Annotated in this window: 12 protein-coding genes; 2 read left to right on the top strand and 10 right to left on the bottom strand. The window is 40.1% G+C overall.

Going from position 1 to position 19681, the window contains the following annotated elements:
- Nucleotides 1-162: 162 nt before the first annotated feature.
- Nucleotides 163-927, top strand: coding sequence for a DUF4184 family protein (locus IL355_RS01100; RefSeq protein WP_192460366.1), 765 nt, complete (start codon nt 163-165; stop codon nt 925-927).
- A gap of 51 nt (nt 928-978) precedes the next feature.
- On the opposite strand, the gene IL355_RS01095 is transcribed toward IL355_RS01100, so the two are convergent.
- The 6 genes from IL355_RS01095 to IL355_RS01070 all read right to left on the bottom strand — a co-directional run bounded on the left by IL355_RS01095 (nt 979) and on the right by IL355_RS01070 (nt 8688).
- Nucleotides 979-4482, bottom strand: a complete 3504-nt coding sequence (locus IL355_RS01095; RefSeq protein WP_192460365.1) for an efflux RND transporter permease subunit — start codon at nt 4480-4482, stop codon at nt 979-981.
- 6 nt (nt 4483-4488) lie between these two features.
- A complete protein-coding gene (locus IL355_RS01090) occupies nt 4489-5652 on the bottom strand; it encodes an efflux RND transporter periplasmic adaptor subunit (protein WP_192460364.1) in 1164 nt (387 codons plus the stop codon).
- Between the two features lie 25 nt (nt 5653-5677).
- Nucleotides 5678-7045 carry a TolC family protein gene (locus IL355_RS01085; protein WP_225621078.1) on the bottom strand — a complete coding sequence of 456 codons (1368 nt, stop codon included), beginning with the start codon at nt 7043-7045 and terminating at the stop codon, nt 5678-5680.
- Nucleotides 7035-7640 (bottom strand): TetR/AcrR family transcriptional regulator, encoded by a 606-nt coding sequence (locus IL355_RS01080; RefSeq protein WP_192460363.1) that lies wholly within the window; start codon nt 7638-7640, stop codon nt 7035-7037. Before IL355_RS01080 ends, IL355_RS01085 begins: the two co-directional genes overlap by 11 nt.
- A 79-nt stretch (nt 7641-7719) precedes the next feature.
- Nucleotides 7720-8136, bottom strand: coding sequence for a hypothetical protein (locus tag IL355_RS01075; protein WP_192460362.1), 417 nt, complete (start codon nt 8134-8136; stop codon nt 7720-7722).
- A 3-nt stretch (nt 8137-8139) separates the two neighbouring features.
- On the bottom strand, nt 8140-8688 hold the full coding sequence (locus tag IL355_RS01070; protein WP_192460361.1) for an RNA polymerase sigma factor: 549 nt from the start codon (nt 8686-8688) through the stop codon (nt 8140-8142).
- Between the two features lie 147 nt (nt 8689-8835).
- Between IL355_RS01070 and IL355_RS01065 the strand changes: the two genes are divergently transcribed.
- Entirely contained in the window at nt 8836-9810 is a 975-nt protein-coding gene (locus IL355_RS01065; RefSeq protein WP_192461314.1) for a polyprenyl synthetase family protein, read from the top strand.
- On the opposite strand, the gene IL355_RS01060 is transcribed toward IL355_RS01065, so the two are convergent.
- The 4 genes from IL355_RS01060 to IL355_RS01045 form a co-directional block, all read right to left on the bottom strand.
- Complete coding sequence (locus IL355_RS01060; protein WP_192460360.1) at nt 9807-13139, bottom strand: VCBS repeat-containing protein; 3333 nt, start codon at nt 13137-13139, stop codon at nt 9807-9809. The two genes, IL355_RS01065 and IL355_RS01060, sit on opposite strands and share 4 nt — an antisense overlap.
- Before the next feature lie 196 nt (nt 13140-13335).
- Entirely contained in the window at nt 13336-15186 is a 1851-nt protein-coding gene (locus IL355_RS01055) for a RagB/SusD family nutrient uptake outer membrane protein (RefSeq protein ID WP_192460359.1), read from the bottom strand.
- 14 nt (nt 15187-15200) lie between these two features.
- Complete coding sequence (locus tag IL355_RS01050; RefSeq protein WP_192460358.1) at nt 15201-18386, bottom strand: SusC/RagA family TonB-linked outer membrane protein; 3186 nt, start codon at nt 18384-18386, stop codon at nt 15201-15203.
- A 118-nt stretch (nt 18387-18504) separates the two neighbouring features.
- Nucleotides 18505-19674, bottom strand: coding sequence for a lycopene cyclase family protein (locus tag IL355_RS01045; protein ID WP_192460357.1), 1170 nt, complete (start codon nt 19672-19674; stop codon nt 18505-18507).
- Nucleotides 19675-19681: the final 7 nt, after the last annotated feature.

The raw sequence follows: 19681 nt of genomic DNA, 5'->3' as shown, positions 1-19681 counted from the left end.
GATGTTTTCATCGGGCTTTTTCTTTTACTATCAAATCGTTAGAAGTAAATAATATCTAATTGCCTAGCTACAAATTTTTAATTCTAACATAACATTTGGGCTACATATAACGTTGTCTATTAAAGTACATTCCACCCAGGAAAATTTAATAGGAAGTTTGTTATGCCTTTTACCGGTTCACATCCCGCGTTGATTATTCCATTACTGAAGAACAGATATTTTTCGGCATCCGGACTTATCATGGGCAGTATGATTCCAGATTTTGAATTTATTTTGTTGATGAAAGCCCATGTCATTTACGGTCACAGTTTATGGCCCATGCTTTGGCTTAATTTGCCCCTTTCCATTTTATTGCTATTTCTATACCATAATTTGGTAAGAAAGAGCCTGATTCTAAATTTGCCCCTTTATTTCGAAAAGCGCTTACGTCCATTTCTATTGTTTGATTGGAACGGTTATTTCAAGAAAAACTACTTAAAAGTAATTGGGTCGATTATCCTTGGAAATTTCGGACACCTCTTCTGGGATGCATTTACGCACCATCACGGAGTTTTTGTAGAATGGATTCCATTTTTGGAAATGCCCTTTAAAGATGTGCCTCTTTATCATATTCTTCAATATGCTTTTAGTTTGGTCGGAGCAATTGCCTTATGGATTTTCTTTCACAAGCTGCCTTTCAGAAATTACTATCTATCCAATAGAAAAAAGGAAGTTTATTGGTTTTGGGTAGGAACGGTAACTCTAGGAGTTATGTTTCTTCGATTTAGAAATATGCAAGAATTCAATTTTGATGATTGGATAGTATCAATTCTCTGTGCTTTTATGGCCGGACTCGTAGCTGCCTCTATTTTTGACCGACTCTATTATCCCAAAGAACCTAAGATAAAACGTAGTATGAAGGCCATCAATATTGAGGCCGATAAATAAAAAATATAAGCCCCCTTTAGTAGGGGGCTTTGTAATCATTATCGGTTAAGTTTACGCGAGTGCTTCTTCAGTTATTTCTTCTTTCGTAGGCTCTTTTGAGGTCTTGCTTCTAAGCCAAACCTTAATTCTGTACACAATATTGAACAATACCGGTACAATAATCAAGGTAAGGAACGTGGCCACCAATAACCCGAAGATTACGGTCCAAGCCAAAGGCCCCCAAAATATAACGTTATCCCCGCCGATATAAATTTTAGGGTTGAACTCCGAGAAGAGCGAAAAGAAATCAATATTAAGACCTATCGCCAACGGAATTAAACCTAAAACTGTTGTAATTGCCGTAAGAATCACGGGTCGCAACCTTGCTTTACCACCTTGAACTATAGCGGCAGTAGCTTCTTCCAAGGATAACAGGTCGCTATCGTCCATTCCTAACTTTACTTTTTTCCTGTCTACCAATATCTGGGTGTAATCCAATAATACCACTCCATTGTTCACTACAATACCGGCCAAAGAGATGATACCCATCATGGTCATCATGATTACAAAAGACCAACCTGTGAGCATCAGTCCGCCAAATACCCCAATGAAACTTAGGAAAATGGCGATCATGATAATCAAAGGCTTGGAAATTCCGCCAAATTGGAAGATAAGAATTAGCATAATCAATCCCAGGCCAGAGAAAAAGGCTCCTATAAGGAACATCTGCTGTTTGTTCTGCTCTTCCAGCTGACCGGTATAATCAATTTTAATACTCTCTGGGACACCTTTAAAATCTTCCATTTCCTTTTGGATTTCGGCAACAATAGCACCAGCATCGGTAAATCCTGGTTTTAACCCTGAGTAAACGGTTACTACGCGTTCCCCGTCTCGGTGCTTAATGGCACTATAGGCAGAAGTGTTCTTTTCGGTAGCTACCGCTGAAATTGGAATTTCTTTCACCTGACCAGTGGCAATATCCCTAAAAATGATATTCTGATTAAAAAGAGCACTCTTGTTGTACCTTAAGTCTTCATTAAAGCGGACATTAATGTCATAATCCTCACCATCCTCTTTGTAGACACCCGCTTTTTCACCAAAAATGGATCTTCTTAATTGATTTCCCACTTGTCCAACGGCAACACCTAGCTCACCAGCTTTTTCCCGGTCTACCATCACCTGCATAGAAGGCTTGCCCTTGTTCACATCAATTTTCAACTCTTCAATTCCGGCAATATTCTTGGTATTGATAAAGTTTCTAATGTCTTCTGCCGTATTGATGAGTTCATCGTAATCTTTACCTTCTAACTCGATGTTGATGGGATACCCTGCTGGGGGACCATTGGCATCTTTCTCAACGGAGATGGCCACCCCAGGATAAATACCTTCCAAAGCAGATTGCACCCTGGCACGAATGTCTTCCGTATTGATTCCATTTCTGAACTTAAACTCACTAAAATTGACCGTTACCTTACCCTTATGGGGCATCTCAGCTGAAGAGCCACCGTCTGTTAGCGGGTTTCCGGCACCTTCACCCACCACGGAAACCGCAGAAGCTACCATAAAGTTTTCGCCATTTTGTTTGTATTCAGGTGAATCCATTACTTCATAGGCCCGGTCTTCAATATCCTTAGTGATTTCATTGGTCTTTTCAATGGCCGTGCCTTGGGGATATTCTATGTACACATAGATTTCATTGGGTTTGTTGTCTGGGAAGAATTCCACTTTGGTTCTGCCGCTTCCCAATGAAGCTCCGAACAACATGAATACCCCAATAAGCATTAAAAAGGTAAGTCCAAAATACCAATAAACATTTCGGCCTCTTAACGCATGTTTTAAGCGCTTTTCATACCAGTTCTCAAAACGGGACATGGTGTTTTTCTGGAACCTCACGGCGGCTCCCTTTATGGCATATTTATACACCCAGAACATTAGGGCCGTAATGATAAGAACGGTTCCCAAACCTCTTAAGGCACCTCCAACAAGAAGTATGAGTAGACCAAATCCTCCTAAAATTAGGGTTACCCTGATCAATTGTTTTTTGGTAAGTTCCTTTTCCTCGGTACTCATAAATTGAGATACCAACATGGAGTTCATGAAAATTGCCACGAAAAGCGAAGAGCCCAACACCACCGATAACGTAATGGGAAAGTAAATCATAAACTGCCCAAAAATACCCGGCCATAAACCTAAAGGAACGAAAGCAGCAACCGTAGTAGCGGTAGATATGATAATAGGGAAGGCAATTTCACCAATCCCTTTTTTTGCGGCTTCGGTTCTTGACATTCCCTCGTCCATCAAACGGTAAACATTCTCTACAACCACAATACCATTATCCACCAACATACCCAGCCCCATGATCATTCCAAAAAGAATCATGGTGTTAAGCGTATAACCTAACATATTTAGGATTACAAAAGACATGAACATGGACATGGGGATGGCAAAACCAACAAAAAGTGCATTTCTAAATCCTAAAAAGAACATCAGCACCGTTACCACTAAGATGATACCGAAGATGATATTGTTCACCAAATCATCAACTTGGTTCAATGTTCTTGTGGATGAATCGTTGGCGATGGAAATATGTAAATCGGGCGGATAATAATCTGCCAGTTCCTGCTTTACGATGGCCTTTATCTGGTCTGCTGCTGAAATAGCGTTTCTACCGGCTCTTTTCTTAACATCTAACATCACTACATTTTCCCCAAACTCACGGGCAAAGGTGGTTTTGTCCTCTTCGTCAAAAGTTACGGTGGCAATATCCTTTAAATAAACAGCTCCGTTTTCGGACTTGACCACAAAATTTTGAAGTTCTTTAGGTTGTTCAATTTCGCCTAAAATTCTAATGGTACGTCTTTGTCCACTAGCTTTTAAGTTGCCTGCGGACATGGTCATGTTTCCATTGCCAATGGCATCCAGCACATTTTGAAAGTTGACCTTGGCCGCCATCATTTTATAAATGTCCACGGCAACCTCTACCTCTTTTTCTTGGGCACCTCTAATATCCGCCTGTTTGATTTCAGGAAGGTCTTCTATTTCATCTTGTAGATGCTCAGCGAATTCCTTCAGCTTCTGAACCGGATAATCTCCCGTAAAGTTGATATTCATAATCGGAACTTCCTCGGAAAAGTTAAGGTCAAACACATTCGGTTCTACCTTGGCGCCATTAAACGTAGGCCAGTCTTCACTGGCTTTCTCCGTATCTACTTCATCTTTGACCTTCTGTTTCGCCTGCTCAACCGTAATTTCCTCATCAAACTCAACCGTAATAATGGCATAATCTTCTTGAGAAGTGGAAACAATCTCCACCACATTACTCACATTTTTGAGTCGGTCTTCCAGTGGATCCGTGATTAAACGTTCAATATCCTCGGCTGTATTTCCGGGGTAGGGGGTGCTAATGTAAATTTTTGTCTCCACGATTTCGGGGAAATCTTCCCTAGGCATGGCCATATAGGCCGAAAAACCAAGCCATAGGAAAATACCGATCATCACATAGATAACCGAAGGATTATCGACGGCCCATGACGATAATTTAAATTCCTTATCGGCGTTCTTTTTTATCTTGCTCATCGATGTTTAGTTTTTGATTTTTACTTTCTGGCCGTCCTTTACACTTCTGGCACCTTCCTGTATGATCTGGTCACCATCTTTAAGTCCGCTTGTAACTTCAACCTTCCCGTTCTGGGTTTTTCCAGTGGTAATAATCGTTCTGTTCACGACCGCTTCACCTTCAGCATTTGGTTCATCGGCGACAAAAACATATTGCTCGCCCTCTGCGTTTTCGGAAATAATGCTTGAAGGGATTAAAATAGCGTTGTCGCTAGTGTAATCATTAAGGTTCACCTTTGCCGTAAGGTTGGGTTTAATAGTTCCTTCCTTATTAGGAACTGGGATTTCTACACTGAACGAGCGATTAGCTGGATTGATAAAATTACCTGTCTGACGGATTTTTGTGGTAATGCTATCTCCCAAAACAGGAAAATACACCAGTGCGTCCTTGCCTTCTGAGATAGCCCCTAAGTAAGTCTCCGGAACATCTACTTCAATATACATATCGCTAAGGTTCACAATTCTGAAGACCTCCGAGCCCGGCCCAGGAGAAACAACCGTACCTTGATCTTTAATGACATCATCTATAATTCCGCTAAAAGGTGCTCTTATGGTCGATTTTCCCAATTGGCTTTCAGCCTGTCTGATGGCATCTTGAGTAGCCTCATACTCCGTTTTGGCGGCCAGATATTCAATCTCAGAACCTATTTTTTGGTCCCAAAGACGCTTTCTTCTTTCGTAAGTGGTCTGCGCAAGCTGAGCTTGGGTTTTAAGCTGGGCCAATTGGCTGCCCATACCCCCGTCATCAATCACGGCCAAGGTTTGTCCTTTACTTACCTTTTGTCCCTCTTTTACGTAAACACGTTGCAGTGTTCCTGACATTTCAGGGTATATAAGTACATTCTGTTTGGTGCTAACATCTCCTTGTAGTTCCAAATAGTGGTCGAACTTTTTACTTTCCGCCAAGATGGTATTTACCAACGGAAGTTTTTCCACCCCGGCTTTGGTTGCAATAGCAGAATCAAGCATTCTTAATTGGGCCTCCATCTGCTTTTGCTGTGCAGATAGTTCACTTTTCTTTGCTCGCAAAGACTCCAAATCTCCTTGCCCGATAAGACTTTCTACGGACTGTTCTTTGCTGCCGCAGGCGGCAACCAATAAAACGGTTACTAAGTATATGACTTTTTTCATCTTAAATGAGGTTGTTGTTTCTAAGTTAATTTTGCGGGTCGTTCAATATGAGTTCCAATGCCGTTTTTTTATTGATGACTTCCACCATGGATTGAAGGAAGCCTTGCTGGGCATCATATAATTGGGTCTGGGCTTGGCGTAGTTCAAAACTACTGGCCAAACCTTCCGTATATTTAATTTGGTTTTTGTTTTCTATACGTTCTGCCAAGCCTAAATTTTGCTTTGCCGTATTGTATTCCTCAATGGAAAGAATGTACTCACTTTTGGCAGATTCCAGTTGGAGGCGAATTTGCTCTTCCGCTTCTGATAATTGGGTCTGGGCCTTTTCCAAAGCAATTTTTGCCCTTGCGGTGCTAGCGCTCCTTTTTCCGGAACTAAAAATGGGGATACTTAGATCGAGACCCAAAACCGAGGAATCAAACCAATCTTGGTCGCTATCAAAAAAAGTGAATTTATCCGCAAAGGAAGAACTGCCATAGTTAATAAATGAATTTAGCGTTGGTAGGGCTCTACTTTTGGCAAGTTTTAGTTCAAAGAACCTTTGGTCTGTAAGATTCAATGCTATTTTATAATCCACATTGTTCTCGATGTTGAACTCGGTTTCCATAAGGGAGAAATCTATTTGCTGCTCCGTTAGATTGTCCAAAGTATCTTCTAATTTTGTAGGAGCATCAATGGCAATACCCATAACTACATTCAGCATCTGTAAGGTTATGTTCTCTAACCTAATGGCATTTTTTAGTTGATTTTCTACAGAGGATAAGGTGATTTGCAATTGTTCTACGCTTTCCTCATCACTCAATCCGTTTTCAAAAAGTTTTTGCGTCTCAAAAAGATTGTCTTCTAAATTGGACTTGTTCTTTTCAAAAATGGAAACACTTTCTCTCGCCAAAAGAACGTTACCGTAGGCTTCTACAACCGCTTTGCGCACATCTTGGTCGGTTTTTTCGTTGTTATTGGCACTGTACTCCAAAAATGCCTTGGTCGCTTGAACACCTACAATGTAAGATCCATCAAAGATTTTCTGGGTCAAGGTGGCAGTTGCGGTCATTTGCTGGGGTTGCCCAAAAACCACAGGAATAAATGTTCCAGGTTCTCCTCCAGCTAGCTCGGCCGGTAAAAGCGATACGGGCTGTTTTAATTGGTTTTGATAACTAACCGATCCATTAACTTGAGGTAAGCCTTCTGCAATGGTTTCCCATTTTTGTTTTTGGGCATCTCTTAAGTCCCTATCAGAGTTAATGGCACTGTAATTATTTTCCAGGGCAAAGGCAATAGCCTCGTCCAGGGTAAAACTATAGGTTTGCTCCACTTGCTGTTCTTGAGCCAATGTGATAAAAGGCAAAGTTAAAATGAGGAGGTTTAGAATTAGCTTTTGCATTCTATTCTTCATTAGAGTTGATTATTGTATTTAGTATCTTTCTGCCCTTTGGCGTTACAATTCCGCGGAGGTGATATTCTAAAAAATCATCCATTAATTGGGATTGGGAAAACTTATCTGGCGGAAAAAGGGCATGGTCTTTAATAGTAAGCCCGCCAGCATAATAAATTCTTGATATAAATTCTACATTAAGATTTTCACGGTATATACCCTGTTCAAGGCCTCTTTCAATGTTGTCTACCACACAACTTTTCATTTTGTCATATTGCTTTTCACGCATGGTCGCGAAAATCTTAGGATAGTACTTTTGAAGTTGATATTGAGGTGATGATTTTTCATCCTTTAAAAACTGCATGACAAACTTTTTAATCTCGTACAACTCTTCAATGGGATTTTTGTTCAAGGAACAAATGCCGTCTATACCACCTGAGATAATAACAAAAAGTCTGTTGGTACATTCCGTTACAAGTTTGGTCTTGTTCTCAAAATGGGCATAGATGGTTTTTTTACTAATACCCATTTCCTGAGCTAAATCATCCATGGTTACGCTTTTAAAACCATAGTTGAGAAACATATCTGTCGCTTTTTCTAAAATCTTTTCCATCATAATCGGCGGCAAAGATAAATCAGGAAACTTTAAAAACACAAAAAGTTTCTTAAGTTTTACGTTTTTTTAACTTGATGGTTTATTCCGGGCTATTCCTCTCTTTCGCTTTTCTTTCTACGTAGGCGTTATAGGCCTCTTCCCCTTCTTCTTGCCAAAAACTTTCATAATGTTTCCATTTAGAAAAGTCGCTCTTAAAATTGAAGCCTTTTCCCGTTCTACATTTTTTTCCCTTTTTTTTCCCTTTTTTTTCTGATTTATGGTCACCAAAACCTCCAAAAAGAATTTTGGCCATGAGGAGAATCCCTACCGCTTGCCAATAATTGACGGTGGTGAGCCCGAAAATATCTGGCATTAGCCAATTCCATAGATACATGAACCCGTATCCAAAGAGTAGAAATAATAAAATGATAAGAATGATGATGAAAATTAACTTCACGATTTTCTTTACCACCCTTTCAAAATTTGATTTAACTTGATGTTCTACATAATCTTTCATATCCTAAATTTTAGTGTACTTTTCTTTTTTACTTTCCAATGCTTTAAGCAATAAGGACAATGCTCGATGTCTTCTGGACATTAAAGTGCCTAGGGGTATACCGGTCTCCAAAGAAATTTCTTTGTAACTGTATCCCTCAAAATCTATTGCAATTATTATTTCCCTGTAAGGTTGTTTTAAGTTTTCTATTTCTGCTTTTAGGCGCTTCGTCAATTCATCAGTATAGGTCTGTTCTGTATCTCGGTACAATTCTTCACCTAGTTGTAGAAGATTTTTTTCGGATTCCTCTTCCATGGCCCTTTCTTTCTTGCCACTTCTCATGATGTCCACAATTCTATTTCTTACGGAACGGTAGACAAAGGCAGCTATGTTTTCTATGGGTAATGCACTATTGGCTCTGGAAAAAACATTAACGGCAACGTCTTGAATGATATCATCGGCATCTCGATCAGTAGTGTCATCTATACGCGATTTTGCATACGCTCTTAGAGAGCGATATTCATCACTAAAAAACGTAGATAGTTTAGTATAGTTGTCTGTTTCTGCACTCATGAAATGGATGGGTCTTAAACCATACTTCACCCTTTAAGACGAAGCTTTTAAAATCTATTGCATTTTTTCCTTCTTATTTTTTTTATCAGTAGTAAAGGAGGTCCATTTGTTTCTAAAATGGATGTATTTTTGATGAAAATCGACTTTATGCATTCCATCGACTTTTATAGAGAAGAATTTCTAACTTATTTAAATAGTGAAATTGAAACCAAGGAGCCTAAAAATCTATACGCTCCTATAACATATATTTTAGGATTGGGAGGAAAGCGGCTACGCCCTGTTCTTACATTAATGTCCACAGATATTTTTAATGGAAGCTATAAGGATGCTTTTAATGCAGCATTGGCAGTGGAGGTTTTTCATAACTTTTCCTTGGTTCATGATGATATTATGGATGCAGCTCCGTTAAGAAGGGGAAAGATTACCGTACACGAAAAGTGGGATATAAATACAGGTATTCTTTCCGGTGATGCTATGTTAATCAAGGCCTATCAATTATTTGAAAATTACCCTCCCCAAGTTTTTAGGAGTTTGGCCGAGCTGTTTAGTGAGACAGCCCTAAAGGTCTGTGAGGGTCAGCAATATGATATCGATTTTGAATCTAGAGAAGATGTTACCATTCCGGAATATTTGAAAATGATTGAATATAAGACAGCTGTTCTGATTGCAGCGGCTTTAAAAATGGGTGCTGTGGTCGCCAATGCTTCCGATGAGGAAAAGGATGCCATCTATTCATTTGGTCTTAATTTGGGTCTCGCTTTTCAGTTACAGGATGATTATCTTGACGCTTTTGGAAACCCTGATACATTTGGTAAACAGGTGGGTGGGGACATCATAGAGAATAAGAAGACTTTTTTATACCTGAAAGCTTTGGAAATGGGTAGTGAAAAACAGCGTAAGGAATTAATTGACCTCTATTCCATAGAGCCAAAAAATCCGATTGAAAAAATAAATACCATAAAGGAAATTTTTATCAAAAGCGGTTCTGCAGAAATTACGAAGAAGGAGATTTTAAGATATTCCAAGAATGCATTTCAAGTACTTGAATCCCTATCTATATCTCAGCAAAAGAAAGAACTATTAAGGTTTTTTGGCGAGAGCTTGATGGTTAGGGAGGTTTAACGAATACCGAAAATTTCTAAAGTATCATCGTTTATGGCAAATACCACCATTTTGTTTCCATTCACGTTTATCAGTTGAACGCCCTTGACGCTTCCCTTTGTCATTAATCCGCTATCTCCTGCTGATAATGGTTCAAATTGACCATTACCTAGACCTTTCATAAACAAAGATAATAGTGCATCGTTTCTAGGTGTTTCCACCTCAGAGGCATATAGGTTACCGGCCATTAAAAGATCCAAGTGGCCGTCATCGTCAAAGTCTTCAGCTATTATTTCATTTACCGACGATAGTTGTGCGTCTACTGGCATCTTCATGACCTCAAATTTTCCTCCATTGTTCTCAAGATAAGAGGTGGCAAAGGTATAAGCCTTTAGGTTGAGCGAACTTTCTAATTGATTTTTATTGAAAATGTCATCTATCGCAGCTTTCCCGAAGGAATCATAAGTTGGAAATTTCTTTTTTATGAAGGGCATTTGGTTCGAAGAACATTCGCGGCCACGCAATGGTACTAAATTCTCATCGTCGTAATAACTTAGTACGATGTCGTTGGAGCCTGATGTGTCGAAATCATCGGCAAAGACTTCAAAAGGAGCCTTGTAGGTGGCTTTGTACTTATAATTAAGACCAAGATTGCCACCTATAATGTCTATATCACCATCTTTATCAAAATCTTTTGCTATTAGGCTATACCACCAACCATTGGTATTGGTAAGGCCATATTGATTAGTCTTTTCCTCAAGGTTTTTACCTTGAATGTTCTCAAAAATTCGAATGGGCATCCACTCGCCACATACAACCAAATCGGAAAAGCCATCTCCATTTAGATCCGTCCAAACAGCATCGGTCACCATGCCTAAAACATTCCATACATCATTTTTCGTAAAATCACTTACAGTAAATTTAATATGGTCTTTAGAGCTTTTGTTGATTAATATGTAACTCCTTGCTGGAGCTGGGTATTTCCCTGGAATTTGTCGGCCTCCAATAAATAGATCCAGGTCACCATCTTTATCGAAATCAACAGGCTTAACGCAGGAGTTGCTGTTTGAGATAACTGGTAGGGCATTTTTATTTAATTTGAATTGACCCTTACCGTAGTTTATGTACAACCTGTCTTCAAGATAGGGTGAGCCTTCTGAATATTCATTACCTCCGCTAGTAACATACAGGTCAAGATCACCGTCTTGATCGGCATCGAAAAGTAACGAAGAAACATCTTCATACATAGAGGTGTCTTCAAAGGCTGTAGTTAAGACTTTGGTAAAACTACCATCGGAATTTTGCGTGAAAAGTGCACTAGCTTGCCCTATCGCCCCACCGACGAAAACATCTTCCAGACCGTCGCCGTTGATATCTCCTACAGACAGAGCAGGCCCTTCATTTGACATTTTGTGAGGAAGTAAACTCTCTCGTTTAAAATCATCGAATGAATTTTCTACGTGCTTGTATTCAAGGCCTTCTATGTTTTGTTTGATGAAGAGTGTTGAGTCGACCACGGTTTCTTCATAGGCCGTCCTGGCCTCGGAATTTTTATAATCAATTACCATTGTTTTGTCAATCTTGACATTTGGGTAGAGTTGTCTAGTGTTATCTGGCCAAAGAATTTCTACCGATGCCGTTTCATCGTTACCAAGTCCAAAATGAAGCTCTCTATCCTTTGCCGACATAAAACCTTTTGAAAAATATAATTCTTGGGTTTGCTTTCCTGCCGAGGAATGGACGGTTACCCTGGTGCCAATTCCATCTCGATTACCATCTGGCCCATTGAAGGCAATAGTCAAATAGTGTGCAAGGCCAAGCTCCCTTGAATTGTTCTTAAGAATATAGGCCGGGTCATCTGTATTGTTGACGATGAGTTCTAAATCGCCATCATTGTCAAGGTCAGCATATATCGTACCATTGGAACTGGTCTCTATACTGTCGCCCCATACCTTATTCATTTGGGTAAATTCTAAATTACCTGAGTTTCTAAAAAAATAGTTTTCTTTTTTTCTAGTAGGCATTTTTAGCATCACATCGGAGATGTAATCTTTAACATCCATGCTTTTGGCTTGGCGTATAGAGTCTTGCTTTTTGTTGACGTAGTTTACAAAATCATTGTTTCTAAAGTCTCTTTTGATACCGTTCGACACAAAAAGGTCTTTATGTCCATCATTATCCATATCAAAAAACAGGGGAGCCCAGCTCCAATCTGTATTCGATACCCCAGTCAATTGAGCAATGTCTGAGAAAATTGGCACCCCATTTTCTTGAAGGTAGCCTGAGTTAAGTTGTAGGGTGTTGTACATGTATTGATAATGTTGCCCTGAATTTACCGTTTCGTAGAAACGTGCAGGGTTCATACCGCTCATACTGGTTTTAATGTCATAATTGTTAGCGCCCATCATGTCTACCACCATCATATCCATCCAACCATCATTATTGATATCGGCAATATCATTACCCATTGAGAAAAAGGATATATGATTTGTGGCTTCGTTAATTCTTTCTACAAAAGTGCCATCTTGATTATTTATATAGAGCAAGTCTTTACCCGTAAAATCATTGGCTACATAAATGTCTGGCCAGGTGTCGTTGTTTATATCGCTTATTGAGATTCCTAACCCGTAAGACAAGCGGTTCTGTATGATACCTGCTTCATTACTAATATCTATAAAACGTCCGTTATCGTTTCTGTAGAGGCGGTTGTTGGCGACTCCTCCATCTGTTTGTGATAACTCAAGCAAAGATTTATCTTCTGGGTAAGGGCTGGGACTGTGGTTGAGAAGAAACATATCAAGGTCACCATCTTTATCATAATCAAAAAAAGAGGCTTGGGTAGAACAATCTGAACTGTCAAGGCCGTAATTTTTAGCTTCCTCTTTAAAAATAGGTATCCCTTCTTTGTTTTTGGCACCTGTATTTATATATAGCCTGTTTCTTCTGGTTTTTGGATTTTTAAATTTTCCCGAATTAGATAGGTAGATATCCATCCAACCATCATTATTGATGTCAACAACAGTGACGCCTGTGGAGAAGTGCTGTTGATTAAGAATGCCGGTCATGTGAGATACATCTTCAAAGTTTAAATCCCCTTTATTCAAGAACAATTTATGCTGGTTAATGGTCGAAACAAAGAATATATCTTTTAACCCATCATTGTTGAAATCAGACACGGCTACACCCCCACCATTATAAAAATATTCATACTGCAGGCCATTATATCGAATGTCTTCGTCTAAAAGATTTGAAAAATCAATTCCAGTCTCGTTTGAATTAAGCTTGGTAAAAATTCGTTCAGTAGAAGCATTTTTTCCAGAGAGCTCATAAGTTTTCTCACAACTAGTCATTAAAAAGATTAGTAAAAAAGAGATGTAGAGGGTGAATCGATATGATTCACAAATTTTAGATATGTTTCGATTAATTGACTTCATCAACAGGTGCTCTTGAAAGTAATAAGGTAAATCTACAAAAAGAGAAGGGGCATTAAAAAAACGACCCTACGTTCAATGAACTAGGGCCGTAATTATATACTATAAACTAAAATTAATCATAACCAGGATTCTGAATTAAAGCGGTATTGGCGTTCAATTCGGCAATTCTGATTGGTACGTAATATGTTTTATCCAACCAAAAGCGATTTTCAAATAAAATATCTTCAGAAGTATATTTATAATCATAGTTGTCCTTGTCATACTTATATATAGAGACAGTGGCACCGGGCTTCAAATCAGCATCGATTGTAGTGGCTACGGCAGGTGCTCCAAATGTTTCAGGGGCAATCATCCATCTTCTAGCATCGTGGTACCTGTGTTCTTCGTAAACTAGTTCTAGTCTTCTTTCGTTTCTATAAACGTCTACAAGCTCGTCTCCCGTAGCGGTAACCGCAGGAAGGCCTACCCTAAACCTAATTTTGTTCAGCCAATTAATGGCTTCCCCTTCGTCACCTGTTTCCAAAAGGGTTTCTACGTAGTTCAAGACCAGTTCCGTTTCCCTAAAGAAAGGCCAAGGTATGGTTTGAAAATCAAATTGGTCGACAAAAGCAGGATCTGGGTTGATAAACTTTTTGGTATAGTAACCGGTACGGGTACCGTTCCAGTCTTCTACAGGACCTTCACGAGTGTCTAATCCAAAAATTTCTTCAACAGCGCCCGATCCATTTACTTCGTATTTTCCAGTCTGGATTTGGTTGGCAGGGTCACGTTCGGCAACATCGGAAGGCCTCGGCTTCCAATCGGCACCATCATAAAGAATGGTGGCATAAAACCGAGCTTCCCTATTTTCATAAGGTGTGCTAGCATGTTCTGGATTGTCCCAATCAAATTCGGAACCATCGCTCATGGCATAATCATCGACCAAGTTTTGTAAGGGTGCATTGCCGGCCCAGTTATGGTATCCGTTAGGACCGTTAAATAAGCCTATTCGCCGTCCGGGGCCACTGATTTCGACATATTGACGTTCCCAAATAATGTCCGTTTCCCCTCCATTTCTGGCCAAATATATGTCTGAATAGTTCTGCACTCCTTCTTCCAGGGATACCGGCGCGTTCAAATCTAGCCTATAACCAGTGCTGGAATAATCCAGGGCTTCTTTTACGGCATCTCGAGCTAAAACCCACCTTTGTTGTTGGTCTCCAGAAGTGTATGCGATTAACTCGGGGTTGGAGTAGCTTGCAAGTGTTGTTGAATTGGCAGATGCTGTGGGATAGTCATGCAGGTCACTTGCGGCATAGAGTAAAATACGAGCTTTAAGGGCTAAAGCGACTGTAGGGTTAGCTCTGCCTGACTCCATTTCGCGACCATCAAGTAAATCAAATGCTCTCTCACAGTCTGACACAATGAAATTGACACATTCCTCAAAAGTGTTTCTAGGAATGTTATAATCAGAATCTAATTGCAGAGGTTCGTCAATTAGGGGAATACCACCATAAAATCTAAGTAATTGATGATAGTAATAGGCCCTAAGGAAATAGGATTCACCTAAAAGGCGATTTACCAGATCCGTATCCTCTATTTGCCCCGTGCTTAAGTTGGTAATCGCCAGATTTACATCCCTAATATACCCGTACATATTGTTCCAATCCCACGTGTTATTGATCCAGCCAGTTTCTGCGGAGTTGGAACGGGATTCATTAATAGTATTAATTCCTCTATCTGGATGAGTAAAAAGAGCCTCATCAGTCAAGGAAGCCAACATTTGTTCATCTAAACCGCCGGCACCAAGCCCGTTATACGCTCCAGTCACTGTTGCCTCGGCAAGCCCTGCATCGGACCAAACACTTTCTTCAGAAACGTCGCTGAGAGGTGTAATGCTCGTAAAATCATCATTACAGCTCAAGGCAAAAGGCAATGCTAAAATTACGAGCTGCCATCTTTTTATATTTTGAATAATTTTCATTTTATCTTAGTTTTTTAGAATGATACAGAAAAACCGGCACTAAAGATTTTGGAAACTGGATAGTCCCTTCCACTGGTGTTCAAACCTTCAGGGTCAAAAAGGGCATCTGTCCAAGTAAATAGGTTGGAGCCGTTTAAATAGAACCTAAGATTGCTTAGGCCAACATGGTCAATAATCTCAGATGGGAAATTATAGCCCAATTCAAAATTCTTCAAACGCATATAGTCCGTATCCTGCCTCCAATAAGTATTGCCATTGCTATAATATTGGTCTCCCCTATCCGAAATTCGTGGATGAACACTGCTAGGATTGTTTGGTGACCATCTATTGTTATAATCTCTTACTAGGTAATTTCCAATGGTTCCTGCCTCGTTAAAGTTGAAGAACAACTCTCCGCCCCAAGCTCCTTGAAACAACATGCTGATGTCAAAGTTTTTATAACTGGCTGTAAGGTTAATGCCTCCCTGTAAAGTAGGATAGACATTTTTATCGTTTCTGTAACGGTCATCTGGGGTTATTCTACCGTCCCCATCGTAATCCAAGTATTTCATGTCACCAGGGCGGAGATTACTATTTATGGCAGAATAATCCAATGGTTCGTTGTCTATATCTTCTTGGGTAGCGAATACACCATCATAACCATAAATCAATTCGGCTCCAATCATGCGGCCCGTAACACGTTGCCATTCGGGGGAGCCTTCGGCCTCATCATTGAAGATGATCTTGTTTTTGGCATATCCCGCATTTATGGTAACCCCATAAGAAAATTCTTCACCAATAAAATCGTTCCAGCCTAAAATAAAGTCGAAACCTTTGTTTTCCACTTCACCGAAATTTTGCCGTGGAGGGGAAATACCAGAAAGTGCAGGCAAGGATGCAGATGGCGTGGTAAGGATATCCGTTCTCTTGTTTAGGAACCAATCGAATTCTAAGTTCAATTTGTTTTTGATAAAGCGGGCGTCAAGACCAACGTTGATGTTGGTGGCTACCTCCCAAGTAATGCCTGTATTAGGCACCCTGGATTCACTTAGAGTAGTAACCAAAGAGTTGTTAACTACGTATGTTCCAAAGCCATAGGTGGCCAAGAACTGGTTGGCGGGGAATTCACTATCATCAAACTTATCGTTACCTAACTGTCCCCAAGACGCACGAAGCTTTAGGTGGTTAAGATAGGAGTCGCTATTCATGCCGTCAAACCAATTTTCTTTGGTTATGACCCAACCGGCGCTGAAACCTGGGAAGAATCCATAACGGGTATCCTCGGGGAAAAGATAGGATCCATCATACCTCCAAAGAAATTCCATTAAATATTTTTCCGAGAAGTCATAACCAACGCGGCCGAAATAGTTTAACCTAGAAGCTCTATCGGAAGAGCCGTCGATATTTTGTTCATTGGTTCCCCCTGCAAATAAATCTTGAATCGAAGGGGAAATGAAATATCGTCTGAAGGCCTCAAAGCCCTCGTAAGTTTTGGTCTCTTTGTTGGTTCCAGCTAGAATTAGAAGGTTATGGTTTCCAAAAGATTTTTCGTATTGAAGGTTGGCACCTAAAAGTATATTCAAGCGATTTTGTGAATATTGGGTTAATCTAGGCTCGGCAGGACCCCTTTGAACTGGGGTAAGGCCAGATTCGTCCCTGTTTACCCCATCCCAAGTATATAGGTTCCATGGTGTCCTCCATACCTTTCGATTTAAAAAGCTTTTGTCTATGGCTGCGGTAGTTTGAAATTTAAGGCCTTCTACCCATGGAATTTTAATATCCAGGGTGGCATTGGATTGAAAGAAATCCCGAGTGTCCTTATCATAACCTGTTTGGCTGGTAGTTATTACTACGGGTTGTTGGCCGTTCTCAATATCCGGACCAGGGAAGCCATTGGGCCAATAGGCAGGCTCCGTGGGCCTACCGCGAGTCAACATTCTAAATACGGCGCTGGCGGGTTCCGTTGGAAAATTCCTAATTTCTTCTCTGCCTAAAACTCCTATTTTAAGTTGTATGCCCTCACTGATCTTGGCGTCCAAGTTTACACGTAGGTCATACTGTTCATAACCGGTGGCGGAGTTTTTATAATAGGCATCCTGTTTTAGGTAGCCCAAAGAACTGAAATAGTTAAAGTTTTCACTTCCGCCGGTTAGCTGCATGGTGTGTTTTTCTTGGGACGATCCTCTTTTGAAGGTCTCGTCAAACCAATCGGTATCAGGGTGCCCCCATGGATCGGTGCCATTTTTAAAAAGCTCTATATCCTCTGGGGAGTATACAGCACTTCGTTCGGTTCCGTTCAATCTAGTATAGGTGCCGGTGGTGTTATAGGCATTTGCAGCCGCCTCCCATTCATTTGTTGGCACGTTATAGATTATATCAAGCTCATTTCTAAGTTCGGCATATTGGGCGGCATTGGCCATTTCTGGAATTACCGTTGGCGTTGCCCAACCCTGCATGGAGGAATAGGTGATTTTTGGTTTACCCGATCTTCCGCGTTTGGTGGTTACCAAGATTACCCCGTTAGCCGCACGAGCTCCATAAATAGCAGCTGACGCATCTTTAAGAACAGAAATACTCTCGATATCAGCTGGATTAATTCGACCTAACCCTCCATCTCTGTCAGGAATACCATCTACAACCACTAATGCGCCAGTATTATTGTAGGTGTTGGTACCTCTTATTCTTATAGTTGCATTGTCATAGCCCGGCTCAGCACTTGGCTGGTTGACAAATAGACCTGCTACTCGACCAGAAAGCGAGTTGGTCAGGTTCACGGTAGGAGATTTGGTTAGTTCTTCCCCTTTAACAGAGGCAACAGATCCAGATACGGTAGCTCTTTTTTGAGTACCATAACCAACAACTACGACTTCGTCTAAGTTGGCTACATCTTCTTGCATTTGAATGTCTATGCTCGAGCGTCCATCGGTCGAAATCGTTTGAGAAACAAAACCGATGTATGAGAAAATCAAGACTGCATCTGAGCTTTCTACATTAATTGAATAGTTTCCGTCAAAATCTGTTGAGACACCTTGTGTAGTGCCATCGATTACCACACTCACACCGGGCAAAGGGGTTCCTGCCGCATCTGTAACAGTTCCTTCTATGGTTGATTGAGCTAGGGCGATAGAGAATTTTGTTCCCCCAAGAAATAATAGGAGGGTGAAAAAGTGGCGTAGAAAACGCACATACCTTTCCCTACTTAGGTTAGGTTGGTAGTTCATATTAATTGAGTTTCTTAAGTTATATCGGGGCTAAATGTAGCCAATATTCGTTAAAAACAATAAAAAGTTGTTAAAAATGTTTTGCTCGCCTTGTAAATGCGGCTTATTTAAATTTTGCTTAGGATTTTTTGGTGATTCCTAATCTCTTTGCTAAATATTTGGTAAAAAGCCATTTAGGGCAGCTCCAAATAAAATAGAGCTCTTCTTTTAGGGAAGTGTTTTCGTCTAAAAAGTTAAAGAGCAATTGAGGACTTCTTTTTCTGAAAATAGAGGTGAAAATGGAATGACCTTGTGAATTGTTTTTGGCCAAAACATCAAGTAAAATCAAGTCGTAGTACCAGAAGCGGTTCTTAAATTTGAGGATATTTAAGGACTTATCTGTTTTTAAGTGATGGATTAATTTGGGAATTTTTCTTGCGGTACTCATAAAGGCATATCCTGTGCTAGGCTTGGCCCAACCGCCCGCGGTGCCAATATGATATATATGCCGACTGTTATTTTTTGAGAAAGGGTAGCAGGTCATGGGAATGCTTCCATACTCTGTATCTACAATTTCAAAATTTTTGATTTGTAAATCTTCTGAAATATAGGTTTGCAAAGCATCTTTGTATTCGGCTTCCGATAACAAATCTTTGCTGAATAATGTATATTCTACCAAAGCCTCATTGCTCGAAAAAGGGAGCATATACATAAACCGGGTATTTCCTTTTTGAGGAACGGAAAAATCCATGTAGGTGGCCTTATCTTTATCAAATACCGCTTGGTCTGTTCTAATTTTCCAACCTAGAAAATGTTGTTGAAGTACAGGGTATGTTGTTTGTTGGTTCGCCCTATCATAGGAGAACATACTATTAAAAACCCTTTTGCTACTGTAGGTTTGCTTTGATGTTGTTATAAAGGCAAATTCATTCTTATCTTCAATAGAAAGTACTTCTTCTACCTTGAAGCGGATATTGTTTTTAGTGGAAATATAGTTCAGCGCATCCTCATAAAAATCAAGCCCTTTCACCATTTTATAGGTGAAGGGGGCAATTTTGTAATCTTTTGAAAACCCTTTTCCTGAAAAATGAATGTGCTTCCATTCTTTGCTTACCAAGTGGTCAAACGGACCTTTTCCCTTTTCCCAAAAACACCACGTACGGTCATTCGTTGTTTTTGAATCTTTATCTAACAATAGGATGCTTGAATTATCAAAAAAGGAATCCTGGCTCATTGCCTTGGCCAACATAAGGCCGGCAGCTCCGGCTCCAATAATGATATAATCGTAGTGAATAGTTTGGTTTGACATTTAGGCT

Source organism: Euzebyella saccharophila (assembly GCF_014855495.1).
Taxonomy (GTDB): Bacteria; Bacteroidota; Bacteroidia; order Flavobacteriales; family Flavobacteriaceae; genus Euzebyella; species Euzebyella saccharophila.
The sequence above is the reverse complement of the archived record's forward strand: the minus strand, read 5'-3'. Positions and strand labels throughout refer to the sequence as shown.